Raw genomic sequence first — 24,281 nt, forward strand, 5'->3', positions numbered from 1 at the left:
TATAAATGACAAGTCAGAAATTGAAGGATGATTACGTAAATAAAGTGAAGGAGTATCATCCAAAGCCAAACTATTTACTAAATTGTATCAAAGCATTTCTTGTAGGTGGACTCATTTGCACAGTTGGAGAAGTATTGATGAAATTTTATATACATTATTTTCACTTCAGTGAACAAGAGGCAGGAAACCCAACTGTTGCAACCCTTGTTTTATTATCCGCGATTTTAACAGGGTGTGGTGTATATGATAAAATCGGTCAATTTGCTGGAGCAGGATCAGCGGTACCGGTAACAGGATTTGCAAATTCTATGGCGAGCGCTGCCTTAGAACATAAGAGCGAAGGAGTTGTTCTAGGGATTGCTACAAATATGTTTAAACTGGCAGGAAGTGTGATTGTATTTGGGGTTGTTGGTGCATATATCATTGGGTTAATAAGGTATACCTTTAAAATTTTTATGTCTTAAAGGAGGGCTAGTATGAGGTTGACCGGAAAACAAACGTGGGTATTTCAAAATGATATATATGTGAATGCAACGGGTACTGCTGTCGGTCCGAAAGAAGCTGAGGGCCCTCTTGGGAAAAAATTTGATATTTCATATGGTGACTTGCATTGTGGAGAAGAAAATTGGGAGCTTGCCGAACGAAGATTAATGTCAGACTCAATTCAACAAGCAGTGCAAAAAGGGAATATAAAAACATCGCAAATTGATTTCTTTTTAGCGGGAGATTTATTAAATCAAACAGTGACAGCAAATTATGTTGCGCGTAAGTGGGGCATTCCTTTTTTAGGAATGTTTAGCGCTTGTGCGACGTCTATGGAGACTTTAGCAGTTGGCTCAGCTTTTATAGACGGTGGATTTGCAAATCGTGTCTTAGCTACAGTAAGTAGTCATAATGCAACGGCTGAAAGACAATTTCGCTATCCAACAGAGTACGGTGGACAAAAGCCAGGGACAGCAAATTCAACTGTGACTGGTGCAGGATCTATATTAATTAGCAATGAAAAAAGTGCAATTAAAATTACGTCGGCTACAATTGGAAAAGTGCAAGATTTAGGAATTACAAATCCTTTGGATATGGGGGCAGCGATGGCTCCAGCAGCAGCTCATACAATTCAACAACATTTTGAAGATTTAAGAAGAAGTGCCGATGATTATGATTTGATTGTTACGGGTGATTTATCAGCTGTTGGGACGCCGATTGCGAAACAACTTTTACTTGAGGAAGGTTATGATCTTGGGCATATATACAATGATTGTGGATTGATGATTTATGAATCAAGTCAAGAAGAAGTGTTTGCAGGTGGTAGTGGTTGCGCTTGTTCAGCAGTTGTCACATATGGTCATTTATTACACGAGATGCAAAAAGGGAATTTACAACGAATTTTTGTCGTTGCGACTGGTGCATTATTAAGCCCGATGATGATGCAACAGAAGGAAACGATTCCAACAATTGCACATGGTGTCGTATTTGAGAGAGTTAAAGGAGAGTGAATTGTGGATTTTATATATGCATTTCTTGTAGGTGGAGTTATTTGTTTAATTGGGCAACTATTGTTAGATTTCGTAAAGTTAACACCAGCTCATTTAATGGCAACTTTTGTAGTCATCGGAGCAATTTTAGATGGATTTGGATTGTACGATAAACTAATAAAGTTTGCAGGTGCTGGAGCAACAGTCCCTATTACAAGTTTTGGACATTCACTATTGCACGGAGCAATGCATGCAGCAGAAAAACATGGATATTTAGGAATTGGTATTGGCATGTTTAGTTTAACGTCTGCGGGCATTTCCGCAGCGATATTGTTTTCGTTTTTTATAGCACTTATATGTAAACCGAAAGGATAAATCAAATGAGACGAAGGGTTGTTTTGGTCACAGATGGAGATGAATATGCAAAGCGGACAATTGAGCTTTTAACGAAGGAATTTGGGGGAAGGTGTATTTCAGCATCACAAAGTAATCCAACCAAATTGACAGGGAAAAAAGTTGTTGAGCTTATTATGCAAACGCCATATGACCCTGTATTTGTCATGTTTGATGACAGTGGATTTATTGGAGAAGGATCTGGTGAAAAGGCTTTAAAATATGTGGCTACCCATAAACAAATTGATGTGCTCGGTATTTTAGCGGTAGCGTCTAATACGCATCATTGGGAATGGGCACGTGTAGATGTAAGTGTAGATCGGAATGGGAATTTAACCGAATACGGTGTTGATAAATTTGGACTTCCAGATGGCGAAATTGGCAGAATTAGCGGAGATACAATTTATTGTTTAGATGACTTGAATGTTCCTGTCATCGTTGGAGTCGGTGACATTGGTAAGATGTGTGGAAATGATGAATGGGAGAGGGGATCACCTATTACGAAGAAAGCAATTCAATTAATTTTGGAAAGGAGTGGTTTTTATGACGAAGCCTAAAAAAGTGGATATCCCTATATCAACTTTCATAAGTGACAATGAAAATTATTTAAAGCAGACAGTTGGGCTAGGCGTTACATACGATGTTGGCATTCGTAAATTTCAAATTTTGAATAAAGAAATTGGTGTGTTATTTGTAAACGGACTTTGTGATACAAATTATATTATCCCTATTTTAGAAGAAGCGGTGGATACAAATGAGATAAGGGATGTAGAAGAAGATACAGTGAAGCTTTTAGAGAATCGCTTAATCCATCAACAAGTAAGTAAAGTGAAAACGATGGATGAGGTAATGCTCCAAGTATTATCAGGACTCATCGTGATATTTGTGGAAGGTGAAACGGAAGCGTTTGCAATCGATGTTCGTAGTTATCCAGGGCGAACGCCGACAGAACCAGATACCGAAAAGGTAGTACGCGGTGCAAGGGATGGATTTGTTGAAAATATCGTTGTAAATACAGCATTAATCCGTAGAAGAATTCGAGATCCACGTCTTCGAAATGAAATGGTTCGAGTAGGAGATAGATCACAAACGGATATTTGCATTACATACGTTCAAGATGTTGCAAATCCAGATTTAGTAAAGATTATAAAACAAGAATTAAATAACATCGATGTAGATGGAATTACGATGGCGGATAAAACAGTAGAAGAATTTGTTGTAAAGCAAAGCTATAACCCATTTCCACTTATTCGATATACAGAAAGGCCAGATGTAGCAGCAAATCATCTACTAGAAGGACATGTGTTAGTACTTGTTGACACATCGCCAAGTGCTATGATTACACCGACAACATATTTTCATCATTTACAGCACGCGGAAGAGTTTAGACAAAATCCAGCTGTCGGTACATTTTTACGCTGGGTGCGCTTTTTAGGTGTTATATTCTCGTTATTTTTATTACCATTTTGGTTAGTGTTTGTATTTGATCCAACTCTTTTGCCAGCAAATCTTGCTTTTATTGGACCGACTAAGATGACGCATTTACCAATTTTATTACAGGTGTTAATGGCAGAGGTCGGACTTGAGTTTTTAAGGATGGCAGCCATTCATACTCCAACGCCGTTATCGTCTGCAGCAGGGTTGATTTCCGCTATATTAATTGGTCAAATTGCAATTGATGTAGGTTTGTTTGTGCCAGAAGTAATTTTGTATGTAGCAGTTTCGATGATTGGTGCATATGCAACACCGAGTTATGAATTAGGGTTAGGGAATAAGGTTGGGAAATTGTTTGTTATTATTTTAACAGGCCTCTTCCATGAGATGGGATTTGTAATTGGTATGACGATATTAATTTTATTTTTAACGTCTATAAAAAGTTTACAAACACCTTATTTATGGCCGTTTTTACCATTTGATTGGGGCGCATTAACAAAAATTTTACTCCGTCCAACGATGTCTAGTTTAAAAGTACGACCAAGTATTGTAAGACCTCAAAATGTAAAAAGACAAAAATAAACGGGATTATACACCCGTTTATTTTTTTTAGCAAAAATTTATTATTTTTTAACAAAAATCAAACATTTTTTGTGTACACTTAGAGTAGATATTGTGTATGGAAGGGGAAGAGGACATGATTAAATTATTTGTAAGTGATTTAGATGACACGCTCGTTTACGATGTGAATCATATGCAAAAAGAAGATGAACGTGCGCTGTGTTGGTTAGCTGAGAAAGGGACAAATATTTGTTTTGCCTCTGGCCGCTTTACACACAGAATTGATGAAGTTGTAAAAAGGTTTTCATTCCCATATTATACAACTGGCTTAAATGGAGCGACAATGTTGCTTCCGGATGGAAATTTATTTCATGAATCGAGTTTTGAAAATGTGGTTGCCCAGGAAATATATCGATATATACATAAAAAAGGACTAGCGGATATTGTTTGTGCAAATGAGCAGCGATATACAAAAAGGAAGAATGAACATCACCATAATTTTGAAGCGTATATGGGCGTGCATATCGCTGAAATTGAAGCGTTAGAAGAAGAGTTTGGTAAGACTGTACACCCTGCAAAATTGTTTGTTTTTGGAGAAGAAGAGAAAATTGTGACGTTAGATCAAGAGCTACGAGATACGTTTCAAGGCGAAGCGGAAGTTTTTATATCAGGTAAACGCTATGTTGATATTATGCCAAGAGGCGTGAGTAAGGGGAGTGCTCTAAAGCGACTAATGGACCATTTGCAAATTGAAGCAAATGAAGTTGCTTGTATTGGAGATTCTTTCAATGATATTTCTATGTTTGAAGTAACCCCGCATTCATTTACTCTTCATCATGCCCATCCATATGTAAAGGAGAAAGCAAATCATATAGTGCGTTCGGTTGAAGAGGCTGTTATGAAATTACCATTACTTGTATAAAAAAGAAGCCCGTCACTGGCGGGCTTCTTTTTTACTTGAATAAAGATTTAACAAAATCAATGATACTTGAGAAGAAATCTTTCACTTTATCTAGAAAACTTTGTCCTTCTTCAGAACCTAAGAAGGCAGAAACGTGTTCTTTTGCTTTGTTTAATTGACTACCAACTTGATTCCAATCGATATTAAGATTTTTCATTTTATCAAATAACGATACTAAGTTATCTAACTGTTCATCTGTCAATGTAATGCCGAGTTGATCAGCAATTTTTTTAATTAATGAACGTAAATCTTCTGTTGTTTTTGGCTGTTCTTTTGCAATTTCTTCTTTAATTTTTGCAACAAGTTGAACTGCTTTTTCTTCACCAATTTTATCACCAAGCTGGGCTGTTTGTACCATTTCTTCATTCGCTACTTTTTTAACTTCTTCAGGAATTTGTTTATTGGACGCAGTTTCGTATGCTTTCATTAATCCAGTTAAAGCTGCAGTTCCTGAAACTTTAAAAGGTGCAGTAATTTGAATTTCTGCATCTTTTACACCTGCTGTAATCAAAGCGTTAGTGTACATTGCATCTGTTACCCAGTTAATGTTCTTTGATCGTACAATAAGACCAGATCCTGGTTTTGTGTATGTAATCATAGAAGAAGAAATTGCTCTCGTACCAATTTGTGCTTTTGGAACAATGCCTTCTAGAAATTTATGTTCTTCCGCATTAGATACAGTAATAATTGTAGCATCTTTCGGTGCTTTCATTTCTTTTAACAGATCTTGTTTTTGTTGTTCAGATAAGTTCTCTCCTAATGTAACAATTGATTCTCCCTCGATGATGTCTGCAAACGAAGCTGTTGGCATCATAAATACCGTTACAGCTAATAGCAGAGCTAGTAATTTCGTTTTCACGAAAAATCGCTCCCTTTCTCTTTCTAAAATTTTCGGGCAACAAAGTTATTATAGTATATATTTCTTATTTGTCACCTAGCTTTTTCCACATTTCAAAAAAGAAGTATCTAGATTGTCGGATTCTTTTTGTTTCTAGTCATGAATGTGGTAATATAGTGCTGAGATAGTTGAAAGGAGACATATACGTATGAAAACTTTAGGATACATATTAATGGAAAACGGTGAAAAAATCGACTTGGAATTTTTCCCAGAAGAAGCACCGAAAACAGTAGAAAACTTTAAAAAATTAGCAGAGCAAGGATTTTATGACGGTGTTACATTCCACCGTGTTATTCCTGGCTTCGTAAGCCAAGGTGGAGACCCAACAGGTACAGGTGCAGGTGGCCCAGGTTACTCTATTCCATGTGAAACTGATGGAAACCCTCATAGACACCTTGTAGGATCACTTTCTATGGCTCACGCTGGCCGTAACACAGGCGGTAGCCAATTCTTTATCGTTCATGAGCCACAGCCGCATTTAGATGGTGTTCATACTGTATTCGGTAAAGCAACAAGCGGTATTGAAACAGTATTAAAAATGCGTCAAGGCGATGTAATGAAAGAAGTTAAAGTTTGGGAAGAATAAGGTAAGGAAAAAGAGAGCTTTTGCTCTCTTTTTTATTTTTAATGAGATTGAGTACTACTTCTACAGCTCATCATACAAGTAGTATTGTTGCTAAAATATATTGTTTGTGAGAACAAACCTTTAACCAATTACATAGAATACATTACATTATATGTTTCAATAAATATTTTTTGTTATATTAATTTTGCTAGAATTGTGCTGCTTTAGAGTAACTATAAATGAAATGCTGTTGAATGATATGTTTCTTTCCATTCCATATAAAATTTTCTTTTTGTAACTCTATTTATTAAAGGAATAGTGCTGAAACATAGATTTGACTTTCTTCTTTTCGCTTTGTATGATTATCAAGTTGTTTTAGACTCTTCTCACTCTGTTGAAAATATTGTAAAATGAATGTGATATGAAAAGAGTGATTGAGGGGATTACTAGTTTGTAACTTTTGTAAGAAGGGATAAGGGTTATGTTAATTCGTTTTAAAAAAAGTTATGAAAAAATTGCAATGGGGCTTCTTTCGTTTATGCCAACTGAAAAAGATGTGAAAACATTACAATTGACAATGAAAGAATATGAAGCAAAAGATGATTGGCAATTGTATTTGTGGAAAGAAAATGAAGATTTTGTTGGAATAATGGGGATTGTAAAAAAAGAGAATCAAGTATTAGAAATTCAGCATTTGAGTGTGAACCCGTCTCACCGTCATGTGGGGATTGGGACGAAGATGGTTCAAGAGTTAAAGAGTAAATTTCTTGAGTTTACAATTTGCGGAAATGAGCAAACAGCAAGTTTTTGCGAAAAATGTAAAGGGCTAGAACAAAATATACATTCGTGAAAGCAGAGATAAGTAGTTTATTATCTCTGCTTTCTTTTTTGTAATTGTTCGTTTCGTTCAGTAATGACCTCTGTGCGATCACGCAAAGTGTGCTTGTTTATAATATATTCACCTGGGATAGCATTCAAGTCTTTCCAAGAGAGGTTTTGTTTTTGACATAACTCTATGCACTGCTTCTCTAACGATGAATCTGATAAGGGTAAAAATAAAGGTACAAAACGTTCTTTTTTATGGATAGATTGCAATCTTTCATTGAGCAAGGAAAGAAGTTGTACTTGATTAATTCCTAAACGTTGTAAAGGCACACCGCTTTTTTCTAAAATTGTAATTGCGCTTTTCATCATTTTTGTAGAACCATTCCAATTAGCACGTCTTTGGTGGTATAAAGAAACTGCAATTTGAATGAGACCAACTAAGTAATGATCACGATTACCTCTTGGTTTTGTCTTCCAATACTCTTCTAGTATTTCGTGGCATTCAAAATAGTCATAATCTCCATGGAAATGAATTAAAAATTGTATGTATTCGGTAGGATACATGTTTTCTCGCTCCTATCTAACGGTTATACATATAAGTGTATCATAGAAATATGAACAATAAACGACTAGGAGGTTTCCCCCTAGCCGTTATTGTTCATATTAGCAGAAGCAAGCTGCTCCTACAATAATTAGTAAAATAAACAGTACAACAAGTAATGCGAACCCACCGCTAAAACCACAATCAACGTGACCCATAGTTTTTTGACCTCCTACATTGTTCTTACTACACTGTTATCATATGAAGTGGTGGGCATGATGACATAGGCATCGGTCTATTTTTAATTAAATTTCTTAAAAAGGTTGGATAGAACATGAGTATGCTCTATACTTATGTTGTTATAGAAAAAATGTGGTGGGATGCTTTGTGCAATATAATTTTAAAGTAGAGGCTTTTGAAGGGCCGTTAGATCTATTGTTACATTTAATACATCGTTATGAAATTGATATATATAATATTCCTGTAGCAGATATTACAGAGCAATATTTATCTTATGTGCATACGATGAAAGAACTTCAATTAGATGTTGCAAGTGAGTATTTAGTAATGGCTGCAACGTTATTACAAATTAAAAGTAAGATGTTGTTGCCGAAACATGAAGAAGATGTACTTGATAACGGTGATGATTTTATAGATGATCCTCGTCAAGAATTGATGGAGAGGTTAATTGAATATAAGAAATATAAGCAAGTTGCTACTGAGTTAAAAGAAAGAGAACAAGAAAGAGCACAGCTATATACACGTCCACCAATTGACTTTACATCTTTGCAACAAGAAGAGGAGACAAGCTTACCTCTTGATGTTACGTTATATGATATGCTAGCAGCATTTCAAAAATTAATGCGCCGTAAAAAGGCAAAAAAACCTGTAACAACACGTATTACTCGTCAAGAAATACCAATTGAACAGCGAATGACTGATATTTTAAAACAGTTGAAAATAAAGGGTGGTCGCCAAAGTTTTTATGATTTGTTTGTTGATGATGAACGTGAAATAATGGTTGTAACATTTTTAGCAGTTCTGGAACTTATGAAAAACCAACAAATCATAATTGAGCAAGAACATAATTTTGATGAAATTTTCGTATCAAGCTCTAATAAATCTGCATAGAGCAAGTATGTGAAAATGGGATAGCAACATTTTATCTCATGCTATGTTTTAATGTATCGTTTGGAACAAGAGAAAAAATATTGAACCGAACGCATTAATTGTGATTCGGTTTTTTGATGTGTATTTTTATGAGAAAATAGAAGGAAGGAGCTCGTGAAATGGATAGGAAAGAACAAAAGTCAATTATTGAAGGCCTTTTATTTGTTTCTGGTGATGAAGGGATTTATCCAGAACAAATAGCGAAAGTTCTTGAAATTGAAATGAATGAAGCAATTAATATTTTAGAAGAAATGCAACAAGAATGTGAAGGTGCAAACCGTGGTTTGCAAATTGTACAGTATGCAAAAGTATATCGTTTTGCTACAAAGAAAGAACATGCTTCATATTATCAAAAATTAATAGATACACCAACAGCTGCTTCACTCTCACAAGCTGCCCTCGAAACGTTAGCGATTGTTGCATATCGCCAACCAATCACAAGGACTGAAATGGAAGAGATTAGAGGAGTTAAAACTGATAAGGCGTTACAAACGTTGGTTTCACATTTACTTATAAAAGAAATGGGAAGAGCAGAAGGACCAGGGCGTCCTATTTTATACGGAACAACAAAAGAATTTTTAGACACATTTGGATTGAAAACATTAGATGATTTACCACCGCTTTCTGAAGAGAATGAACAAATGAATGAAGCAGATTTATTCTTCGGTTCCTTACAAGAGATATCGAAATAAAAGCTTAGCATTTTGCTAAGCTTTTTTTGTATATCAATTATTTACAGTGCCATACTAAATGAAAAAAGGAGACGAGTTATGAGAGGTATGCGGATTATTTTATTATTAGTTTCTGTTTTATTATGTTTTTCTTTAAATAGCGCATCAGCTAAAAGGTATATGATGTCCATTCATACTACGTCTCCTTTACATATGCATCGGCAACATCTTAGTAAAATGAAAGTGAGCTTTTTAAAAGTGGGGCAAGGTGACGCAACACTTATTATAATGCCAAATGGACAAACAATGTTAATTGATGGAGGACCTTATGAAGCAGGAGAGGTTATTATTCAGAAATTAATTGAGAAAGGGATTAATCATTTAGATGTAATTGTCAGTACGCATCCCGATATGGATCATATAGGGGGGTTAATTCCAATTGTAGAGCAAATGCCGGTATCGCTTATATTAGATAGCGGAAAAACATATAGTTCTCTTACTTATCATACGTATCGGAATAATATAAAAAAAAGAGGGATACCTTTCGTTTCAGTAAAGGAAGGACAATATATACCGCTGGATCCACATGTTTCTATACAAGTATTAAACAACGGGAAATCAAAAGATGAAAATAATGAATCCTCAATTGTTTTAAAGGTGCGATATGGAAAAGCGGATTTTTTATTAATGGGTGACGCGGATGTACGGACAGAACATGAAATATTAAAACAATTTGATGTCCATGCAGATGTGTTAAAAGTGGGGCATCATGGCTCATATACTTCAACAAGTGAAACGTTTATAAAAAAAGTGGAACCGCAGTTTGCTATTCTATCGTACGGGAGTAATAATCCGTATGGACATCCTCACCAAAGTGTAGTGAAACGCTTAAAAAGGCACGGTATAATGGTATATAGAACGAATAAACGTACAGTAGAAATGGAAACAGATGGTGAACATATTATGTTAGAATCTAGCGGATTAATGCCATTGTTGAAGTGATTTCTATATTAGGGGGCGATACTGTCCCTTTTTGGAAAAATGAATAATATATATTATAATTATAAGAGACGTAAGAAATTTCCTTTTCTGTTGAATAAAAAGGAAATTTCATTAGAATGTATAGACAACTACTCGTGCGTATATTAAGATGGAACTAGGCGAATAAGGTAATAATAACAAGTAGGTAATTCATGGGAAAGGATCGATGAAAATGAAAACGCAAATTGTCATCAATGCCAAAATTTACACAGGTCAAGAAATAGTGGAAAACGGATTTATTCGTTACGCAGAAACCATTAAAGAAATTGGTTTGATGGCTCAATATGTACCACAAGAAAATGAAACTGTTTTTGATGCTACAGGGAAGATTATAATTCCAGGTATGATCGATGTTCATATTCATGGTGGATACGATATTGATGCGATGGATGCAAATAGCGATGGGTTAGTAACTCTAGGTAAAGAAATGTTAAAAGAAGGGGTTACAACTTACTTCCCAACAACAATGACACAAGCTCCAGAGGCAATTGAAGCAGCGTTAACTGCTGCGAAAGAAGCAAAAGAAAAAGGAGCGCATTTCGAATATATTCATTTAGAAGGACCTTATGTTTCAAAGAAACGTGCAGGTGCACAGCCACTTGAACATATCGTTCCTGCAAATATTGAGCAATTTAAACAATGGCAAGAAGCAAGTGGGAACTTAATTAAATTAGTAACATATGCACCAGAAGAAGAGGGAGCATTAGAGTTTGAACAATATCTTGCTGAAACTGGTGTAGTTGGCACAATGGGGCATACAGATGCAATTGATGCGCAACTAAAAAATAGAAAGATTACACATGCGACACATTTATACAATCAAATGCGTGGATTACATCACCGTGAACCAGGAGTTGTGGGTCATGTGTTATTAAATCCAGATGTAATGGTTGAAGTAATTACAGATGGTATTCATATTCACCCTGATATGGTGAAATTAGCATATAAGTTAAAAGGACCGAAAAAAGTAAGTGTTATTACTGACGCAATGCGTGCAAAAGGTCTTGAAGATGGATTATATGAGCTTGGCGGACAGCCAGTACATGTAAAAGATGGTAGTGCTCGATTAGAAGATGGAACGTTAGCTGGTAGTATTCTAAAAATGGATCAAGCTTTCCGAAATGTAATTGAATTTACAGGTTGTTCAATCGAAGATGCAGTACTTATGACATCAGTTAACCAAGCAGAAGAGTTTGGATTAAATAATAAAGGTGCATTGGCGGTAGGAAAAGATGCAGACTTTGTTGTGATGAATGAAGATTTACATGTATATGATACGGTTCGTTTAGGAATTCATATGAAGGAAGGGAAGTAATTAAATGAATATTCTTGTTGTAAAAACTCCAGAAGAATTAGCAGAAGCAGGTTATAAATTAATTGAAGAAGTTGTAAAAACAAAAGAAAATCCAACATTAGGAATGGCTACAGGAAGCTCTCCATTAGGTATTTATGCAGAAATGCGAAAAAATAAACTTGATACAAGCCGTGTAACCACTGTAAACTTAGATGAGTACGTAAATTTACCACATGAAGATAAAAACAGCTATCACTATTTCATGCAAGAACAGTTGTTTGATCATCTTCCATTTAAACAAACTTATGTACCAAACGGGATGGCAAGTGATTTAGAGGAAGAGTGCAAACGTTACGAGAGCATTCTAGCTGCTAACCCAGTTGACCTACAGATTCTTGGAATCGGTGAAAACGGTCACATCGGATTTAATGAGCCAGGAACACCGTTTAATTCTCCAACAAACATTGTTGAATTAACAGAATCTACACGCCAAGCAAACCTTCGATTCTTCGAAAAAGAAGAAGATGTGCCAACTCATGCGATTACAATGGGAATTGGAAGCATTATGAAAGCGAAACAAGTTCTACTTGTTGCGATGGGTTCTAAAAAGGCAGAAGCTGTTAAAGAATTATTGCAAGGTGAATATAGTGAAGAGTGTCCGGCTACAGTTTTACAACGTCATCCGAATGTAACCGTAATCGCTGATCAAGAAGCTCTATCTTTATGCAGTGAGGCGATTGCTGATGAACATCGACAAGTATTCACCATTTCCGATCTATTATCAGATTCAAGAGTGGGTGAAACAGCTAATTGAGGACGGCGAATGGAAGCCGGGAGATAAAATCCCATCTGAGAATGAACTTTGTGATAAGTTCGAAGTGAGTCGAATGACAATCAGACAGGCGATTAATAATTTAGTGGAACAAGGCTATTTATATCGGAAGCGTGGAATTGGAACATTTGTCCAACTTCCGAAAGTGGAACAAAAATTGCAAGGAATGACGGGATTCACAGAAGACATGATTTCTCGTGGGATGAACCCAAGTAGTCAATTACTTAGTTTCCGCCTAGTTCCAGCTACTGCTAAAATAGCAGACCGGTTGAGAATACAGGAGGGGGAATCGGTTTATGAAGTGAGGCGTATTCGCTTAGCTGATGATGAACCGATTGCTTTTGAGACGACATATTTGTCGCCAGCTCTTGTAAAAGATATTAACGAAGAGATATTGCAACAATCTTTATATGAACATTTAGAGAAAAAACTGGGCTTTAAACTTGTTAGCGCTACTCAGTCAATTGAAGCTTCCGTTGCGACGGAAAATGAAGCTGAACATCTGCATATTCCTAAAAAGGCGCCTGTACTTGTAATGCGTCAATGGTCATATTCAGAAGGTGAGATACCGCTAGAGTACGTGAAATGTATTTATCGTGGAGATCGTTATAAATTTATTACGAATATCGCACGTAACAAATAGTATATTTCAGTTTGTGAAGTACAGTGGAATTGAAAATGATTAACATGTAAAGAAATAAAAATACGACTCATCCTTATAAGGAATGAGTCGTATTTTTATTATGAGCAATTACGTGGTTAACAGCATCTTTGACGTGATTTACTACATAGTGAGCGTGTTTTTTTACTGCATCATCTGCTTGCGACATAGCAAAACTGTGAGGAGTTAAAGAAAACATAGGAATGTCATTATAAGAATCCCCTATACAAGCAATTTCCTCAGGTTTTATTTGAAACTCATTTAATAAAACAGAAATGGCAGAGCCTTTACTAACATTCGGTGGCATTACATCTAAACATTGTTCTGCTGAGATGAAAGTACTAACTTTCCCGTGGAATTTTTCATCAATTTTTTTCTGAAGGAGTTGTAAGCTCTCCTTTGTTCCACCGACAGAAATTTTATTTGGGAAAATTGTATCATCAATCTTCTGTAGTAAGTTTGGTTCTTCAACAGAAGTCATAGTTACTTGTTGTTCAAGTTCTTGAATGAAAGGTGTTTTCTCTTCAATGTAATAATTATGCTCATCACTTACATAACGGAAATAAGGATCTTCATTCGTCATAGCTAACAAATCGGGAAGTATGCTGGAATCAAAAGTTGCAGATAATAGTTGTTTATTTTCATGTGTATATACAAAAACACCATTTACACTAATGCGATGAAAATTTGTATTTACAGCTTTCATTAAATCTGCAATTTCATTATCAAGTCTTCCGGAAGCGAAGCAAAGAATAACATTTTGCTCGGCAAGGCTGCGCAGTGCCGCAACATCTTGTTCGTCAATAAGACCTCCGTGTTGCATCATTGTACCATCGATATCACTTACAAACATTTTAATCATGCTGTTATCTCCTTTCTATGTACAGTTGCTCTTACATTATACGCATCATATATAAACATGTCTAAAAAATGAATTTTTATTAAATGGCAGATGTTTTACATTGACGACAAAGAAGAATATTCTGTAACATAAAAGTAGGCTATTTAAGTACGAGGGTGGTGTTATATGAGTAATTATCTAGAAATTAAAAAAGTTTTAAATAATAATGTCATCATTGCTAGCCATCCGGAACACGAGGAAGTAGTAGTGATTGGTAAAGGAATTGGATTTGGGAAAAAAGCGAAAGATGTATTGGAGCAAGAACAAATCGAAAAGATGTTTGTCTTAAAAAATGAACGTGATCGTGAACAATACAAATTATTAGTGCCGCATATTAGTGAAAAATTAATTGAATTGATGAACGATATTATGCTGTACATTCAAGGGAAAGCGAAATCGCCACTAAATGAACATATTCATATTGCGTTAACAGATCATATTTCATTTGCGATTAAAAGGTTAAAACAAGGACTTACAATTGATAACCCTTTTTTAGTTGAAACAAAAATGCTCTATCCAGAGGAATATGAAATTGCGGAAGGTGTTGTAGAACTTTTAAATTCTCGTTTGCAAATTACATTGCCTGAAGGAGAAATTGGTTTTATTGCACTTCACATTTACAGTTCGCTTACAAATTCTGATTTATCTTCAGTTAATCAAAACTCCCGTCTCATTGCACAACTTGTATCTTTAATTGAGACAAACTTACAAATTACATTAGATCAAGAGAGCATTCATTATTTACGTCTTATTCGTCATCTTCAATATGCTATTGAGAGGGTGAAAAAAGGAGAAAAAGTAGAGGAATCGCAAAGTTTTGCTGATTTATTAAAGGCGGAGTATCCAGCTTGCTATAACTTGGCTTGGAAGCTAGTTAAGGTCATGCAAAAAGAGTTGCAACTACCTGTATATGAAGCTGAAAGTATTTATTTAACGATGCACTTGCAACGCTTAGTAAAGGCAGAGCATGTGTAAAAAGTCATATATTTTTGTCTAAAATGAAAACGTTAAAAAAAATGATTGAATCGCTTACAATAGTTATGTATAATAACTATTGCAAAGTTATACAAATTTCGACAAACACATTAAGGTGAGTAACGAAAACGTTTGCCTTAATTATAGTGAACTTATACGTAAACCTATTTTTGACACGTGTTACTGATTCGATCAGGCATGAGTGGAGAAAAGTAAGGAATGTAAGCTAGAGAAAGGGATATACTACCCTTTGTATAGCTATCGTTCTATCTTTTTTTCCTCATGTCTTTTTGGCGTTTGTCGGAAGGTATCAATATAGATAAGAGAGGAAGGGTTTCCATGTTTAAGAAGATCTTTGGTGTTCTTCAAAAAGTCGGAAAAGCGTTAATGCTTCCAGTAGCGATTTTACCGGCGGCAGGTATTTTACTTGGATTTGGTAATGCATTTCAAAATCCACAGTTAACAAATGTTATTCCTGCTTTAAAAGCAGATTGGTTCGTAATGGTTGCAAAAATTATGGAACAATCTGGTGATATTATTTTCGCTAACCTTGCATTATTATTCGCAGTTGGGGTAGCAATTGGTTTAGCTGGTGGAGACGGAGTAGCTGGTTTAGCAGCATTCGTTGGCTACTTAATTATGAACAAAACGATGAGTGTGTTCTTAGAAGTAGATAAGCTAGTGAAAGTAACAAGTTCTGGAGCAGACCCAGTAAAAATTGGATTTACAGATCCAGCGTATGCAAACGTATTAGGTATTCCAACGCTACAAACAGGGGTATTTGGTGGTATTATCGTCGGTATAGTAGCGGCATATTGCTATAATAAATACTTCAACATTGAATTACCATCATACTTAGGTTTCTTTGCAGGTAAGCGTTTCGTACCGATCGCAACTGCAACATTCTCTTTAATAGTAGGTATTATCATGTGCTTCGTTTGGCCATACATTCAAGGTGGCTTGAACACGTTCTCACATCAAATGATTGATGCAAATAGAACAATTGCAGCATTTATATTCGGTTTAATTGAACGTTCATTAATTCCATTTGGATTACATCACATTTTCTATTCACCGTTCTGGTTCGAATTCGGTCAGTATACAAATGCAGCTGGCGAATTAATCCGTGGTGACCAAAAAATCTTTATGGCACAGTTAAAAGACGGTGTAGAATTAACAGCAGGGACATTTACAACTGGTAAGTATCCGTTCATGATGTTCGGTCTTCCAGCAGCAGCTTTAGCAATGTACCATGAAGCACGTCCAGAAAATAAAAAATTAGCAGCAGGTATTTTAGGTTCTGCAGCATTAACATCTTTCTTAACAGGTATTACAGAGCCACTTGAATTTTCATTCTTATTCGTAGCGCCAGTATTATTCGGAATTCACGCTGTATTTGCTGGTCTATCATTTATGACAATGCAAATTTTAGGTGTTAAAATTGGTATGACATTCTCTGGTGGTTTAATTGACTTCCTATTATTCGGTGTACTACCAGGCCGTACAGCATGGTGGTGGGTAATTATTGTTGGTCTTGTACTAGCAGTTATTTACTACTTCGGATTCCGCTTTGCAATTCGTAAATGGAATCTAAAAACACCTGGTCGTGAAGTGGCAAATGCAAATGACGGCGCAGGAAAAGCAGAAGCAGGCGAACTCCCTCGTGAAGTATTAGTAGCACTTGGTGGTAAAGAAAACATTGCTTCTTTAGATGCTTGTATTACTCGTTTACGTGTTCAAGTTAACGAACAAAAGAATGTAAACAAAGACCGCTTAAAAGAACTTGGAGCAGCTGGTGTACTTGAAGTTGGAAATAACATTCAAGCTATTTTCGGACCGAAATCTGACACATTAAAATCACAAATTCATGATATTATGTCAGGTCGTACACCTCATGTTGAAAAAGAAGAACCTGTAAAAGTGGAAGAAACTCCTCAAAAAGTTGATGAAAATGAAACAATTGTATCACCAATCGAAGGAAAAATCTTACCAATTACAGAAGTACCTGACCAAGTATTCTCAGGAAAAATGATGGGAGACGGATTTGCAATTGAGCCAACTGAAGGAACAGTAGTTTCTCCAGTGAACGGTGAGATTGTCAATGTATTCCCTACAAAACATGCGATTGGTATTCAATCTGAAGGCGGAAAAGAAATTTTAATTCACTTCGGTATTGATACTGTAAAATTAAATGGTGAAGGTTTTGAAGCGCTTGTAGCACAAGGCGACAAGGTGAAACAAGGCCAACCATTATTAAAAGTAGATCTTGCATTTGTAAAAGAAAATGCACCATCTATCATTACACCAATTGTCTTTACAAACTTACAACAAGGGCAACAAGTCGAATTGAAAAAAGATGGAAATGTTAAGAAGGGCGAAACCGCTATTATTGACATTCAGTAGGAATTTGACGCAAAATGTTTATAATTATAATAGGCGATGTGGTTGACCGAACATCGCCTATTATATACAATAGATGATGTAGTACTCACGTCTATACAACTAAAAAATACTGTAATTTAAAGGAGATAAATTATCATGGAAAAAATCTTTAAAGTAACTAGCGACTCAGGAATTCATGCTCGTCCAGCAACTCTACTTGTAAACACTGCAAGCAAATTCGGTTCTGATATTAACTTAGAGTATAACGGAAAGAACGTTAACTTAAAATCAATCATGGGCGTTATGTCTTTAGGCATTCAACAAAACGCAGAAATTAAAATCACTGCAAATGGTGATGATGCAGCTCAAGCACTAGCAGCTATCGAAGAAACTATGAAAAACGAAGGATTAGGAGAATAATGACTCTTAACATTCAAGGGATCGCTGCATCAAGTGGGATTGCTATTGCAAAGGCTTTCAGACTTGAAAATCCTGAATTTAACATCGAAAAGAAATCAATTACAAACGAAGCTGCAGAAATTGCACGCTTAGACGCTGCGCTTGAGAAAGCAAAAACTGAATTAGAAGCTATTAAGGACCACGCATTTGCTGAGCTAGGTGCTGACAAAGCTGCAATCTTTGAAGCACATTTATTAGTGTTAAATGATCCAGAACTAGTAAACCCAGTAAAAGATAAAGTAAATAGCGAAAAAGTAAATGCTGAATTTGCAATGGATGAAGTTGCATCAATGTTTATTTCTATGTTTGAAAACATGGATAACGAATATATGAAAGAACGTGCTGCGGACATTCGTGACGTAACAAAACGCGTTCTTGCACATTTACTAGGAATTAACTTCTCAAATCCTGGTACAATTTCTGAAGAGGTAATCATCATTGCTGAAGATTTAACACCATCTGATACAGCTCAGTTAAACCGTAAGTATGCAAAAGGTTTCACTACTGATATCGGTGGACGTACATCTCACTCAGCAATTATGGCTCGTTCTATGGAAATTCCAGCTGTTGTTGGTACAAAAGTTGTTATGGAGAAAATCCAAAATGGCGATATCGTTATCATTGACGGTTTAGATGGAGAAGTAATTGTAAACCCATCAGAAGAAACTCTTCGTTCGTTTGAAGAAAAGAAAGCGAAATTTGAAGAGCAAAAAGCTGAATGGGCTAAATTAAAAGACCAAGCTACTGTAACAAGTGACGGACATCACGTTGAGCTTGTTGCAAATATCGGAACACCAAATGATGTACAAGGTATTATCGATAATGGCGGAGAAGGCGTTGGCTTATACCGTACAGAATTCTTATACATGGGCCGTGACAATCTTCCAACAGAAGAAGAGCAGTTCGAAGCATATAAAGCAGTTCTTGAAGGTGTAAAAGAAGGTCAACCAGTCGTTGTTCGTACACTTGACATCGGTGGAGATAAAGAGCTTCCATACTTACATTTACCAAAAGAAATGAACCCATTCTTAGGATACCGTGCAATCCGCTTATGTCTTGATGAGCAAGATGTGTTCCGTACACAACTTCGTGCATTACTTCGTGCTAGCGTATACGGTAACTTAAAAATTATGTTCCCAATGATTGCAACTCTTGATGAGTTCCGTCAAGCGAAAGCGATTTTATTAGAAGAGAAAGCGAAACTTGTAGAAGCGGGTACAACTGTTTCTGATTCTATTGAAGTTGGTATGATGGTTGAAATCCCAGCTTCAGCAGTATTAGCAGATCAATTCGCGAAAGAAGTTGACTTCTTCTCTATCGGAACAAATGATTTAATCCAATACACAATGGCTGCAGACCGTATGAACGAACAAGTATCTTACTTATACCAACCATATAACCCATCTATTTTACGTCTTGTAAAAATGGTTATCGATGCTGCTCATAAAGAAGGCAAATGGGCTGGTATGTGTGGTGAGATGGCGGGCGATTCACTTGCTATCCCATTATTATTAGGATTAGGTTTAGATGAGTTCAGTATGAGTGCAACATCTATTCTTCCTGCAAGAACACAGCTAAGCAAGTTGTCAAAAGCAGAAATGGAAACATTAGCAGAAAAAGCATTAATGATGTCAACTGCTGAAGAAGTTGTTGAACTAGTTAAAAGCATATAATCAATAAAAAAACCTGAGTCGATTTGAAATCGGTCTCAGGTTTTTTCTATGAGAAAAATAAAGCTTATTTTCTTACTCTTAAAGATAAGGAACAGAATTAGATAGCGATAGCAACGATATCAGTTGGGCATACACGTAAAATACCAGTAAAAGTATTTCGATTTTGATTGTGTTTATCGTCTTTATTGTTATCTTTGTTATCTTTGTCATTACGAGCTAAAGCAGAGAAAAGAGCAACACCGTTACAGAAACCTTCAAAAATTACATTGTTGAAAGATCCAACACCTTTAACGCTTAATAGAGAAAGCTCTGTTCCAACTGAAATGCTAGCAAGTACGTTACATACAGCTGGTTGTTGTGGTTTAACCTCTCTCTCTTTCTCACGATGGTCGCGCTCTCTTTCATGATGATGACAGTCTCTAAAGTTATCACAGCATCCAAATGATCCAAACATAATCCTCATCACCCCCTTCACACTTATAATCTATGTAAGTTCGGTAGTTAGTGACTGGACAGAGAGTGGAATTTTTTCTAGGGGATTTTCTCATTTTAAATGACTAGCTGGGTGTTTAGTATGGAATGATGTTTAAAATAGGGGAAATATAACAAAAAAATGTAAAAACCACCGAAATAAATGAAATGGGTAGCCTTTACACTTTTTTACTTTTATATAAAACGATGATATATACAGGAAGAGCTAGGAGTAGTGGTACAATGGATCGTGCAGTATGTTTTTCTGATTCCAATTGGAATGCTTCTTCTTTTGGGAATTGTAAAATGGAGATGTTTGCGGCATCACCAATAAAATATAGAAGCAGTACAGTTACTATGTAACATAAAAGTGCGATAAAGCTTCCGTATGAACTCAATGAAAATCCCTCTCTTGTTATCTATTTGTTATCATTGTATCACAATTGTAACAAAAATACACGAGTATATTTCAACGCCTTAACAAAATTCGACACGAAACGTCACGTTTATTTATGAAGAGGGAATAGAATATACTTTTCCATAAGTATAAATGTCGAATGATTTGTAGTAATATTACAAAAGTATGACAGGAAATAAAAAAACGAAGGCAATGTAGTTACCTTCGATTTTTATTATTTTGCCCACTCGCTCATTTGCTCTACGCTCATACGAGGTGCAGGGTGGCCTTTTAAAGTTGATTCACCAATTGTAATAAGCATAATTGGAACGTAACGAGATGAAACGTTAAATTCGTCTGTCAGTGCTTGTGGATTGAAGCCACCAATAGCACAAGTATCCCAACCAGTTGCTTTAGCTGCAAGCATAAGTTGCATTGCTGCTAAAGATGCATTTGAAAAGGCAGCATCTCTTGGGAATTGTTCACGAGCATATGCAGATTCAATATTTTTAGCTAAGCGTTCTTTTGCTTCTTCTTTCATAAATCCCTGTTCTACAATTGGACCATATACTGGCTCAACATTTTTATAAGCTTCTAAATCACCTAAAATAGCGACTACTGCAGAAGCATCAAGAATTTGTTGTTGGTTATAAGCTATTGGGTGTAATCGTTTTTGTACATCTTTACCTTGAAAAACAAGGAATTTCCAGTGTTGTAAGTTCCAAGCGGAAGGTGCTTGTGCTGCTGCTTTTAAAATCTCATGTAATTCTGTAGATGAGATTTCTTTATTTGGGTTGAATGCACGTGTAGATGTGCGTTCATATAGAACGTTAAAAAAGTTGTCGTTTGTCATAATATATCCTCCAAATTGTATATAAAATTATCGGGAAAACGCAATGTATATTACTTACATTTTGTAAGTTATCGAATTTAAGAATATAATATCTTTATTTTAATTGTCAAGTTTTAAGAAATAAGCTAGGGCATTCATACAAACGATATAATTCCTATAATCATACACTAAAAAAGGAATTTATAGAGTGAAAAGGGAAGATAACATTCTCAATTAGCTTGTTAATATGTATTTCTCACAAATTAAAGTTTATTGGAGAACAGTCTTTTAAAAATGTTTGTGAGGAATTCAGTAGAACAAGATATATGAAGTGAGTGAAGACTAGTGATGAACATACTACATTTTTTATTAGAGAATACGGTTTTCCAAAATGTGTTACAAGATCTGCAGTTAAATGTCCTTTATATAGAAAATGGATGTAAACATCAACAAACGATAGAAAATATCCATCCAAAATGTATGTTTATAGCAAATAGTTTTGAAGAGGGCGAACTATTATTTCAAAGAACGAAACCGCACATTATAATTATGTATGTAACAGATTATTCTCAAATAAAATATATAAAGAATATGTATACCTCGCAAAGTACATTCATTGTCATTTGGGATCAACAAATAACAAAGGAATTTACAGATGTACTTGCATTAGGAATACGTAATATTGTAATAGCCCCTGTAACTCCGCAAGCAGTGTTAGAAGAAGTGAATAAGAGTTTGTATCAACTTTCTTTAGTAAGGCAAGTTAGTTTACAACAGGAACTGCTTCAAACGATGTTTGATTTTCAAAATGATTTATTATTTATAGTAGAAGATGATGAAATTGTTGATTGTAATACAAATTTTTTAACGTTTTTCGGATATGAAAATTTGTTTGCCTATCGCGAGCAACATTTAGTATTTGCTGAACATTTTATTAGAGAAAATGGATACTACTCGACGACACATGATATAACATGGCTAGACGATACTTTATCAAGCGGTAGAAGAATTAAGATGTCAAATTATGAAGGGGCAGTATCTACTTTTCTATTACGTGCGACACCATTGCCAGAAGATTTATCAAGATTTATTGTAAAGTGCACGGAAATTACAGAATTAGATGAAATCTATCAAGAACAAGAAAGACTTGCTATGATAGATTCATTGACAGAGATTTATAATCGTTTAAAGTTTCAACAAATACTAGAGGTAGAATGGGAAAAGGTAATACGTAACGATGAGAAAATAGCAATTATTTTATTTGATATAGATAATTTTAAAACAGTTAATGACACATATGGTCATGATTTTGGCGATTTGGCATTAATACAACTTGCAGAGCTTATGAAATCTAAAGTGGAGCAGCAACATGTATTTGCAAGATGGGGAGGGGAAGAATTCATTATATTAGTGACAAATACAGTAGAAAAGGAAGCATTTCAAGTTGCGGAATCATTACGATTCTTCATTGAAACAAAGCAATTCACTGGAATTTCGAAGTTAACAGCTAGCTTTGGAGTTGCGTTATATGAACAAGGAACTACAAGAGAAGAATTAATGCAACGAGCGGATATTGCATTATATGAAGCGAAAAAAAATGGAAAGAATCAAGTATGTGTGTATAGAAAAGAAAAAATGTGATTTTTCGCAACAAATTGTTGCGATTTTTTTTTATTGTTTGATAATAGAATAGGGGGACAATTTTTAGCGAAGGAATTATGGAGGATCAATATGATAAAAAAAGTAATGGTGGTGGCTTCACTGTCTGCTATAGTTGGCGGCGGAGTATACTATTTTCTTGTTAGCCCCAATATAAAGGAAAACACTGTATTAACAACTAAAGTGAATCCTACTATTGAATCGGAAGTACAAGGGAATATAGAAGAAAAAGAAGAGCAACAAATTGATTATGCTAGCATATCTCAAAAATTAGATCAATATTTAGTCGGAAAGCAATTCAATGGAACAGTTTTGGTAACAGATAAAGAGCATGTTATATTGAATAAAGGATATGGGTATGCTGATGTTCAAAATAAAATAGAAAATACGCCTCAAACAAAATATCGTATCGGTTCTATTACGAAAACAGTCGTTGCCACATCTATTTTACAGCTGCAAGAACAAGGGAAATTGAATATTCAAGATAATGTAAATAAATATATTCCTTCATTTCCGGAGAATAAAAATATTACGCTATATCATTTATTAACGCATACCTCTGGTTTACCTGAACACGCAAAAGGCAATATTAATGCGGCTTCTCGCTTACAGTTAATGAATTGGATTGGACGTCAAAATTTAGAATTTCCTGCAGGAACGGGTTGGAGATATACAGATTATAATTATATGGTGCTTGCTTATATAATAGAACATATATCGAAAAAACCTTTAGGAGATTACATAAAAGAAAACATATTTGTAAAAGCAGATATGCATGAATCCGGTATGGGAAATATGGTACCTGGAGATAAAAATTTTACAAAGGGTTATGTGAAAAAAGATCAAGAGCTTGTACCAGCGCAGAAGTTAGGTATGGATTGGTTATATGGTTGTGGTGAGATGTATACGACAGTTGGAGATATGAAGAAATTAGACGAAGCAATTATAAATGGAAAACTTCTTTCTGAACAAAGTATACAAGCAATGTTTTCACCTTCAGCAGAACGGAAATATGCATTTAGTTTTTATATATATCCAGATTATTTTCATAATCATGGTGTATTATCTGGTTGGAACACTTTCAATAATTTTAATAAAGAAAAAGGAACTTTTGTTATTTTATTTTCAAATGTGAAAAATAGTATGGATGATGACTTTAATAAAGAGTTCCGAAAGATGGTAAATGATTTATTAGAACAAAGGGGATGAGAAA

General features: G+C 35.3%; 27 protein-coding genes. 20 read left to right on the plus strand and 7 right to left on the minus strand.

Annotated elements, in window-relative coordinates; translation table 11 throughout:
- Positions 1-5 precede the first annotated feature (5 nt).
- The 6 genes from spoVAC to ACS2QP_RS01690 all read left to right on the plus strand — a co-directional run bounded on the left by spoVAC (position 6) and on the right by ACS2QP_RS01690 (position 4,782).
- Positions 6-464: a stage V sporulation protein AC gene (gene spoVAC, locus ACS2QP_RS01665; RefSeq protein ID WP_017673595.1), complete on the plus strand. Its 459-nt coding sequence runs from the start codon at positions 6-8 to the stop codon at positions 462-464.
- 12 nt (positions 465-476) lie between these two features.
- Complete coding sequence (gene spoVAD, locus ACS2QP_RS01670; RefSeq protein ID WP_001241166.1) at positions 477-1,493, plus strand: stage V sporulation protein AD; 1,017 nt, start codon at positions 477-479, stop codon at positions 1,491-1,493.
- 3 nt (positions 1,494-1,496) lie between these two features.
- Positions 1,497-1,847: a stage V sporulation protein AE gene (spoVAE, locus tag ACS2QP_RS01675; RefSeq protein ID WP_000345916.1), complete on the plus strand. Its 351-nt coding sequence runs from the start codon at positions 1,497-1,499 to the stop codon at positions 1,845-1,847.
- A gap of 5 nt (positions 1,848-1,852) precedes the next feature.
- A complete protein-coding gene (locus ACS2QP_RS01680) occupies positions 1,853-2,422 on the plus strand; it encodes a stage V sporulation protein AE (protein WP_001254415.1) in 570 nt (189 codons plus the stop codon).
- Positions 2,409-3,881 carry a spore germination protein SpoVAF gene (spoVAF, locus tag ACS2QP_RS01685; protein ID WP_000165595.1) on the plus strand — a complete coding sequence of 491 codons (1,473 nt, stop codon included), beginning with the start codon at positions 2,409-2,411 and terminating at the stop codon, positions 3,879-3,881. Before ACS2QP_RS01680 ends, spoVAF begins: the two co-directional genes overlap by 14 nt.
- 97 nt (positions 3,882-3,978) lie before the next feature.
- Complete coding sequence (locus ACS2QP_RS01690) at positions 3,979-4,782, plus strand: Cof-type HAD-IIB family hydrolase (protein WP_002026273.1); 804 nt, start codon at positions 3,979-3,981, stop codon at positions 4,780-4,782.
- A gap of 31 nt (positions 4,783-4,813) precedes the next feature.
- Here ACS2QP_RS01690 and ACS2QP_RS01695 read toward each other — a convergent pair whose 3' ends face one another.
- Positions 4,814-5,680, minus strand: a complete 867-nt coding sequence (locus ACS2QP_RS01695; RefSeq protein WP_000850515.1) for a DUF1002 domain-containing protein — start codon at positions 5,678-5,680, stop codon at positions 4,814-4,816.
- Positions 5,681-5,867: 187 nt separating this feature from the next.
- Here ACS2QP_RS01695 and ACS2QP_RS01700 point away from each other — a divergent pair, with 187 nt between their 5' ends.
- Positions 5,868-6,305, plus strand: coding sequence for a peptidylprolyl isomerase (locus ACS2QP_RS01700; protein WP_000853782.1), 438 nt, complete (start codon positions 5,868-5,870; stop codon positions 6,303-6,305).
- 460 nt (positions 6,306-6,765) lie between these two features.
- The gene (ribT, locus tag ACS2QP_RS01705) at positions 6,766-7,134 is read left to right on the plus strand and encodes a GNAT family N-acetyltransferase RibT (RefSeq protein ID WP_000908401.1); all 369 of its coding nucleotides are present in this window, start codon (positions 6,766-6,768) and stop codon (positions 7,132-7,134) included.
- A gap of 20 nt (positions 7,135-7,154) precedes the next feature.
- On the opposite strand, the gene ACS2QP_RS01710 is transcribed toward ribT, so the two are convergent.
- Positions 7,155-7,673, minus strand: coding sequence for a DUF309 domain-containing protein (locus ACS2QP_RS01710; protein WP_000283597.1), 519 nt, complete (start codon positions 7,671-7,673; stop codon positions 7,155-7,157).
- Positions 7,674-7,772: 99 nt separating this feature from the next.
- Positions 7,773-7,868, minus strand: a complete 96-nt coding sequence (locus ACS2QP_RS01715; RefSeq protein ID WP_000510194.1) for a YjcZ family sporulation protein — start codon at positions 7,866-7,868, stop codon at positions 7,773-7,775.
- Between the two features lie 169 nt (positions 7,869-8,037).
- On the opposite strand from ACS2QP_RS01715, the gene scpA reads away from it, so the two are divergent.
- From scpA to ACS2QP_RS01745, 6 genes are all read left to right on the plus strand, one after another.
- A complete protein-coding gene (gene scpA / locus ACS2QP_RS01720; protein WP_001199753.1) occupies positions 8,038-8,781 on the plus strand; it encodes a segregation/condensation protein A in 744 nt (247 codons plus the stop codon).
- 158 nt (positions 8,782-8,939) lie between these two features.
- Positions 8,940-9,512 (plus strand): segregation/condensation protein ScpB, encoded by a 573-nt coding sequence (scpB, locus tag ACS2QP_RS01725; protein ID WP_000375168.1) that lies wholly within the window; start codon positions 8,940-8,942, stop codon positions 9,510-9,512.
- 78 nt (positions 9,513-9,590) lie between these two features.
- Positions 9,591-10,493, plus strand: coding sequence for a ComEC/Rec2 family competence protein (locus tag ACS2QP_RS01730; protein ID WP_001214826.1), 903 nt, complete (start codon positions 9,591-9,593; stop codon positions 10,491-10,493).
- 211 nt (positions 10,494-10,704) lie between these two features.
- Positions 10,705-11,847 carry an N-acetylglucosamine-6-phosphate deacetylase gene (gene nagA / locus ACS2QP_RS01735; RefSeq protein ID WP_002179749.1) on the plus strand — a complete coding sequence of 381 codons (1,143 nt, stop codon included), beginning with the start codon at positions 10,705-10,707 and terminating at the stop codon, positions 11,845-11,847.
- Positions 11,848-11,851: 4 nt separating this feature from the next.
- Positions 11,852-12,640, plus strand: a complete 789-nt coding sequence (nagB, locus tag ACS2QP_RS01740; protein ID WP_001024210.1) for a glucosamine-6-phosphate deaminase — start codon at positions 11,852-11,854, stop codon at positions 12,638-12,640.
- Positions 12,570-13,301 carry a GntR family transcriptional regulator gene (locus ACS2QP_RS01745; RefSeq protein ID WP_014894892.1) on the plus strand — a complete coding sequence of 244 codons (732 nt, stop codon included), beginning with the start codon at positions 12,570-12,572 and terminating at the stop codon, positions 13,299-13,301. Before nagB ends, ACS2QP_RS01745 begins: the two co-directional genes overlap by 71 nt.
- A gap of 73 nt (positions 13,302-13,374) precedes the next feature.
- On the opposite strand, the gene ACS2QP_RS01750 is transcribed toward ACS2QP_RS01745, so the two are convergent.
- On the minus strand, positions 13,375-14,181 hold the full coding sequence (locus tag ACS2QP_RS01750) for a Cof-type HAD-IIB family hydrolase (protein WP_000594243.1): 807 nt from the start codon (positions 14,179-14,181) through the stop codon (positions 13,375-13,377).
- Between the two features lie 165 nt (positions 14,182-14,346).
- On the opposite strand from ACS2QP_RS01750, the gene glcT reads away from it, so the two are divergent.
- The 4 genes from glcT to ptsP all read left to right on the plus strand — a co-directional run bounded on the left by glcT (position 14,347) and on the right by ptsP (position 19,709).
- A complete protein-coding gene (gene glcT, locus ACS2QP_RS01755; RefSeq protein ID WP_086403787.1) occupies positions 14,347-15,195 on the plus strand; it encodes a glucose PTS transporter transcription antiterminator GlcT in 849 nt (282 codons plus the stop codon).
- A gap of 339 nt (positions 15,196-15,534) precedes the next feature.
- Positions 15,535-17,598, plus strand: a complete 2,064-nt coding sequence (gene ptsG, locus ACS2QP_RS01760; protein WP_119683887.1) for a PTS glucose transporter subunit IIABC — start codon at positions 15,535-15,537, stop codon at positions 17,596-17,598.
- Positions 17,599-17,733: 135 nt separating this feature from the next.
- Positions 17,734-17,997, plus strand: a complete 264-nt coding sequence (gene ptsH, locus ACS2QP_RS01765) for a phosphocarrier protein HPr (protein ID WP_000411080.1) — start codon at positions 17,734-17,736, stop codon at positions 17,995-17,997.
- A complete protein-coding gene (ptsP, locus tag ACS2QP_RS01770; protein ID WP_000174207.1) occupies positions 17,997-19,709 on the plus strand; it encodes a phosphoenolpyruvate--protein phosphotransferase in 1,713 nt (570 codons plus the stop codon). Before ptsH ends, ptsP begins: the two co-directional genes overlap by 1 nt.
- A gap of 97 nt (positions 19,710-19,806) precedes the next feature.
- Here ptsP and ACS2QP_RS01775 read toward each other — a convergent pair whose 3' ends face one another.
- The 3 genes from ACS2QP_RS01775 to ACS2QP_RS01785 form a co-directional block, all read right to left on the minus strand.
- On the minus strand, positions 19,807-20,163 hold the full coding sequence (locus tag ACS2QP_RS01775; RefSeq protein ID WP_000468023.1) for a DUF3915 domain-containing protein: 357 nt from the start codon (positions 20,161-20,163) through the stop codon (positions 19,807-19,809).
- A gap of 196 nt (positions 20,164-20,359) precedes the next feature.
- A complete protein-coding gene (locus ACS2QP_RS01780; RefSeq protein ID WP_000100485.1) occupies positions 20,360-20,578 on the minus strand; it encodes a hypothetical protein in 219 nt (72 codons plus the stop codon).
- A gap of 234 nt (positions 20,579-20,812) precedes the next feature.
- The gene (locus ACS2QP_RS01785; protein ID WP_000180390.1) at positions 20,813-21,430 is read right to left on the minus strand and encodes a nitroreductase family protein; all 618 of its coding nucleotides are present in this window, start codon (positions 21,428-21,430) and stop codon (positions 20,813-20,815) included.
- A 327-nt stretch (positions 21,431-21,757) separates the two neighbouring features.
- Here ACS2QP_RS01785 and ACS2QP_RS01790 point away from each other — a divergent pair, with 327 nt between their 5' ends.
- Together ACS2QP_RS01790 and ACS2QP_RS01795 are read left to right on the plus strand one after the other, a co-directional pair.
- Positions 21,758-23,050, plus strand: a complete 1,293-nt coding sequence (locus ACS2QP_RS01790; protein WP_001023185.1) for a GGDEF domain-containing protein — start codon at positions 21,758-21,760, stop codon at positions 23,048-23,050.
- Between the two features lie 90 nt (positions 23,051-23,140).
- A complete protein-coding gene (locus ACS2QP_RS01795; protein ID WP_061457687.1) occupies positions 23,141-24,277 on the plus strand; it encodes a serine hydrolase in 1,137 nt (378 codons plus the stop codon).
- Positions 24,278-24,281: the final 4 nt, after the last annotated feature.

The organism is Bacillus cereus group sp. Bce019 (assembly GCF_051781745.1).
GTDB classification, from domain to species: Bacteria; Bacillota; Bacilli; order Bacillales; family Bacillaceae_G; genus Bacillus_A; species Bacillus_A cereus.

Bases quoted from the DNA above. Each gene is read 5' to 3' on its own strand.
- glcT (WP_086403787.1), top strand. From the start codon at position 14,347: ATGAGTAATTATCTAGAAATTAAAAAAGTTTTAAATAATAATGTCATC.
- nagB (WP_001024210.1), top strand. From the start codon at position 11,852: ATGAATATTCTTGTTGTAAAAACTCCAGAAGAATTAGCAGAAGCAGGT.
- ACS2QP_RS01795 (WP_061457687.1), top strand. From the start codon at position 23,141: ATGATAAAAAAAGTAATGGTGGTGGCTTCACTGTCTGCTATAGTTGGC.
- spoVAD (WP_001241166.1), top strand. From the start codon at position 477: ATGAGGTTGACCGGAAAACAAACGTGGGTATTTCAAAATGATATATAT.
- spoVAF (WP_000165595.1), top strand. From the start codon at position 2,409: ATGACGAAGCCTAAAAAAGTGGATATCCCTATATCAACTTTCATAAGT.
- ACS2QP_RS01775 (WP_000468023.1), bottom strand. From the start codon at position 20,163: ATGTTTGGATCATTTGGATGCTGTGATAACTTTAGAGACTGTCATCAT.
- ptsG (WP_119683887.1), top strand. From the start codon at position 15,535: ATGTTTAAGAAGATCTTTGGTGTTCTTCAAAAAGTCGGAAAAGCGTTA.
- scpB (WP_000375168.1), top strand. From the start codon at position 8,940: ATGGATAGGAAAGAACAAAAGTCAATTATTGAAGGCCTTTTATTTGTT.
- ACS2QP_RS01715 (WP_000510194.1), bottom strand. From the start codon at position 7,868: ATGGGTCACGTTGATTGTGGTTTTAGCGGTGGGTTCGCATTACTTGTT.
- ACS2QP_RS01750 (WP_000594243.1), bottom strand. From the start codon at position 14,181: ATGATTAAAATGTTTGTAAGTGATATCGATGGTACAATGATGCAACAC.
- ACS2QP_RS01700 (WP_000853782.1), top strand. From the start codon at position 5,868: ATGAAAACTTTAGGATACATATTAATGGAAAACGGTGAAAAAATCGAC.
- ACS2QP_RS01730 (WP_001214826.1), top strand. From the start codon at position 9,591: ATGAGAGGTATGCGGATTATTTTATTATTAGTTTCTGTTTTATTATGT.
- ribT (WP_000908401.1), top strand. From the start codon at position 6,766: ATGTTAATTCGTTTTAAAAAAAGTTATGAAAAAATTGCAATGGGGCTT.
- ACS2QP_RS01680 (WP_001254415.1), top strand. From the start codon at position 1,853: ATGAGACGAAGGGTTGTTTTGGTCACAGATGGAGATGAATATGCAAAG.
- ACS2QP_RS01745 (WP_014894892.1), top strand. From the start codon at position 12,570: ATGAACATCGACAAGTATTCACCATTTCCGATCTATTATCAGATTCAA.
- ACS2QP_RS01785 (WP_000180390.1), bottom strand. From the start codon at position 21,430: ATGACAAACGACAACTTTTTTAACGTTCTATATGAACGCACATCTACA.
- ACS2QP_RS01710 (WP_000283597.1), bottom strand. From the start codon at position 7,673: ATGTATCCTACCGAATACATACAATTTTTAATTCATTTCCATGGAGAT.
- ACS2QP_RS01790 (WP_001023185.1), top strand. From the start codon at position 21,758: ATGAACATACTACATTTTTTATTAGAGAATACGGTTTTCCAAAATGTG.
- ACS2QP_RS01690 (WP_002026273.1), top strand. From the start codon at position 3,979: ATGGAAGGGGAAGAGGACATGATTAAATTATTTGTAAGTGATTTAGAT.
- spoVAC (WP_017673595.1), top strand. From the start codon at position 6: ATGACAAGTCAGAAATTGAAGGATGATTACGTAAATAAAGTGAAGGAG.
- ptsP (WP_000174207.1), top strand. From the start codon at position 17,997: ATGACTCTTAACATTCAAGGGATCGCTGCATCAAGTGGGATTGCTATT.
- nagA (WP_002179749.1), top strand. From the start codon at position 10,705: ATGAAAACGCAAATTGTCATCAATGCCAAAATTTACACAGGTCAAGAA.
- ptsH (WP_000411080.1), top strand. From the start codon at position 17,734: ATGGAAAAAATCTTTAAAGTAACTAGCGACTCAGGAATTCATGCTCGT.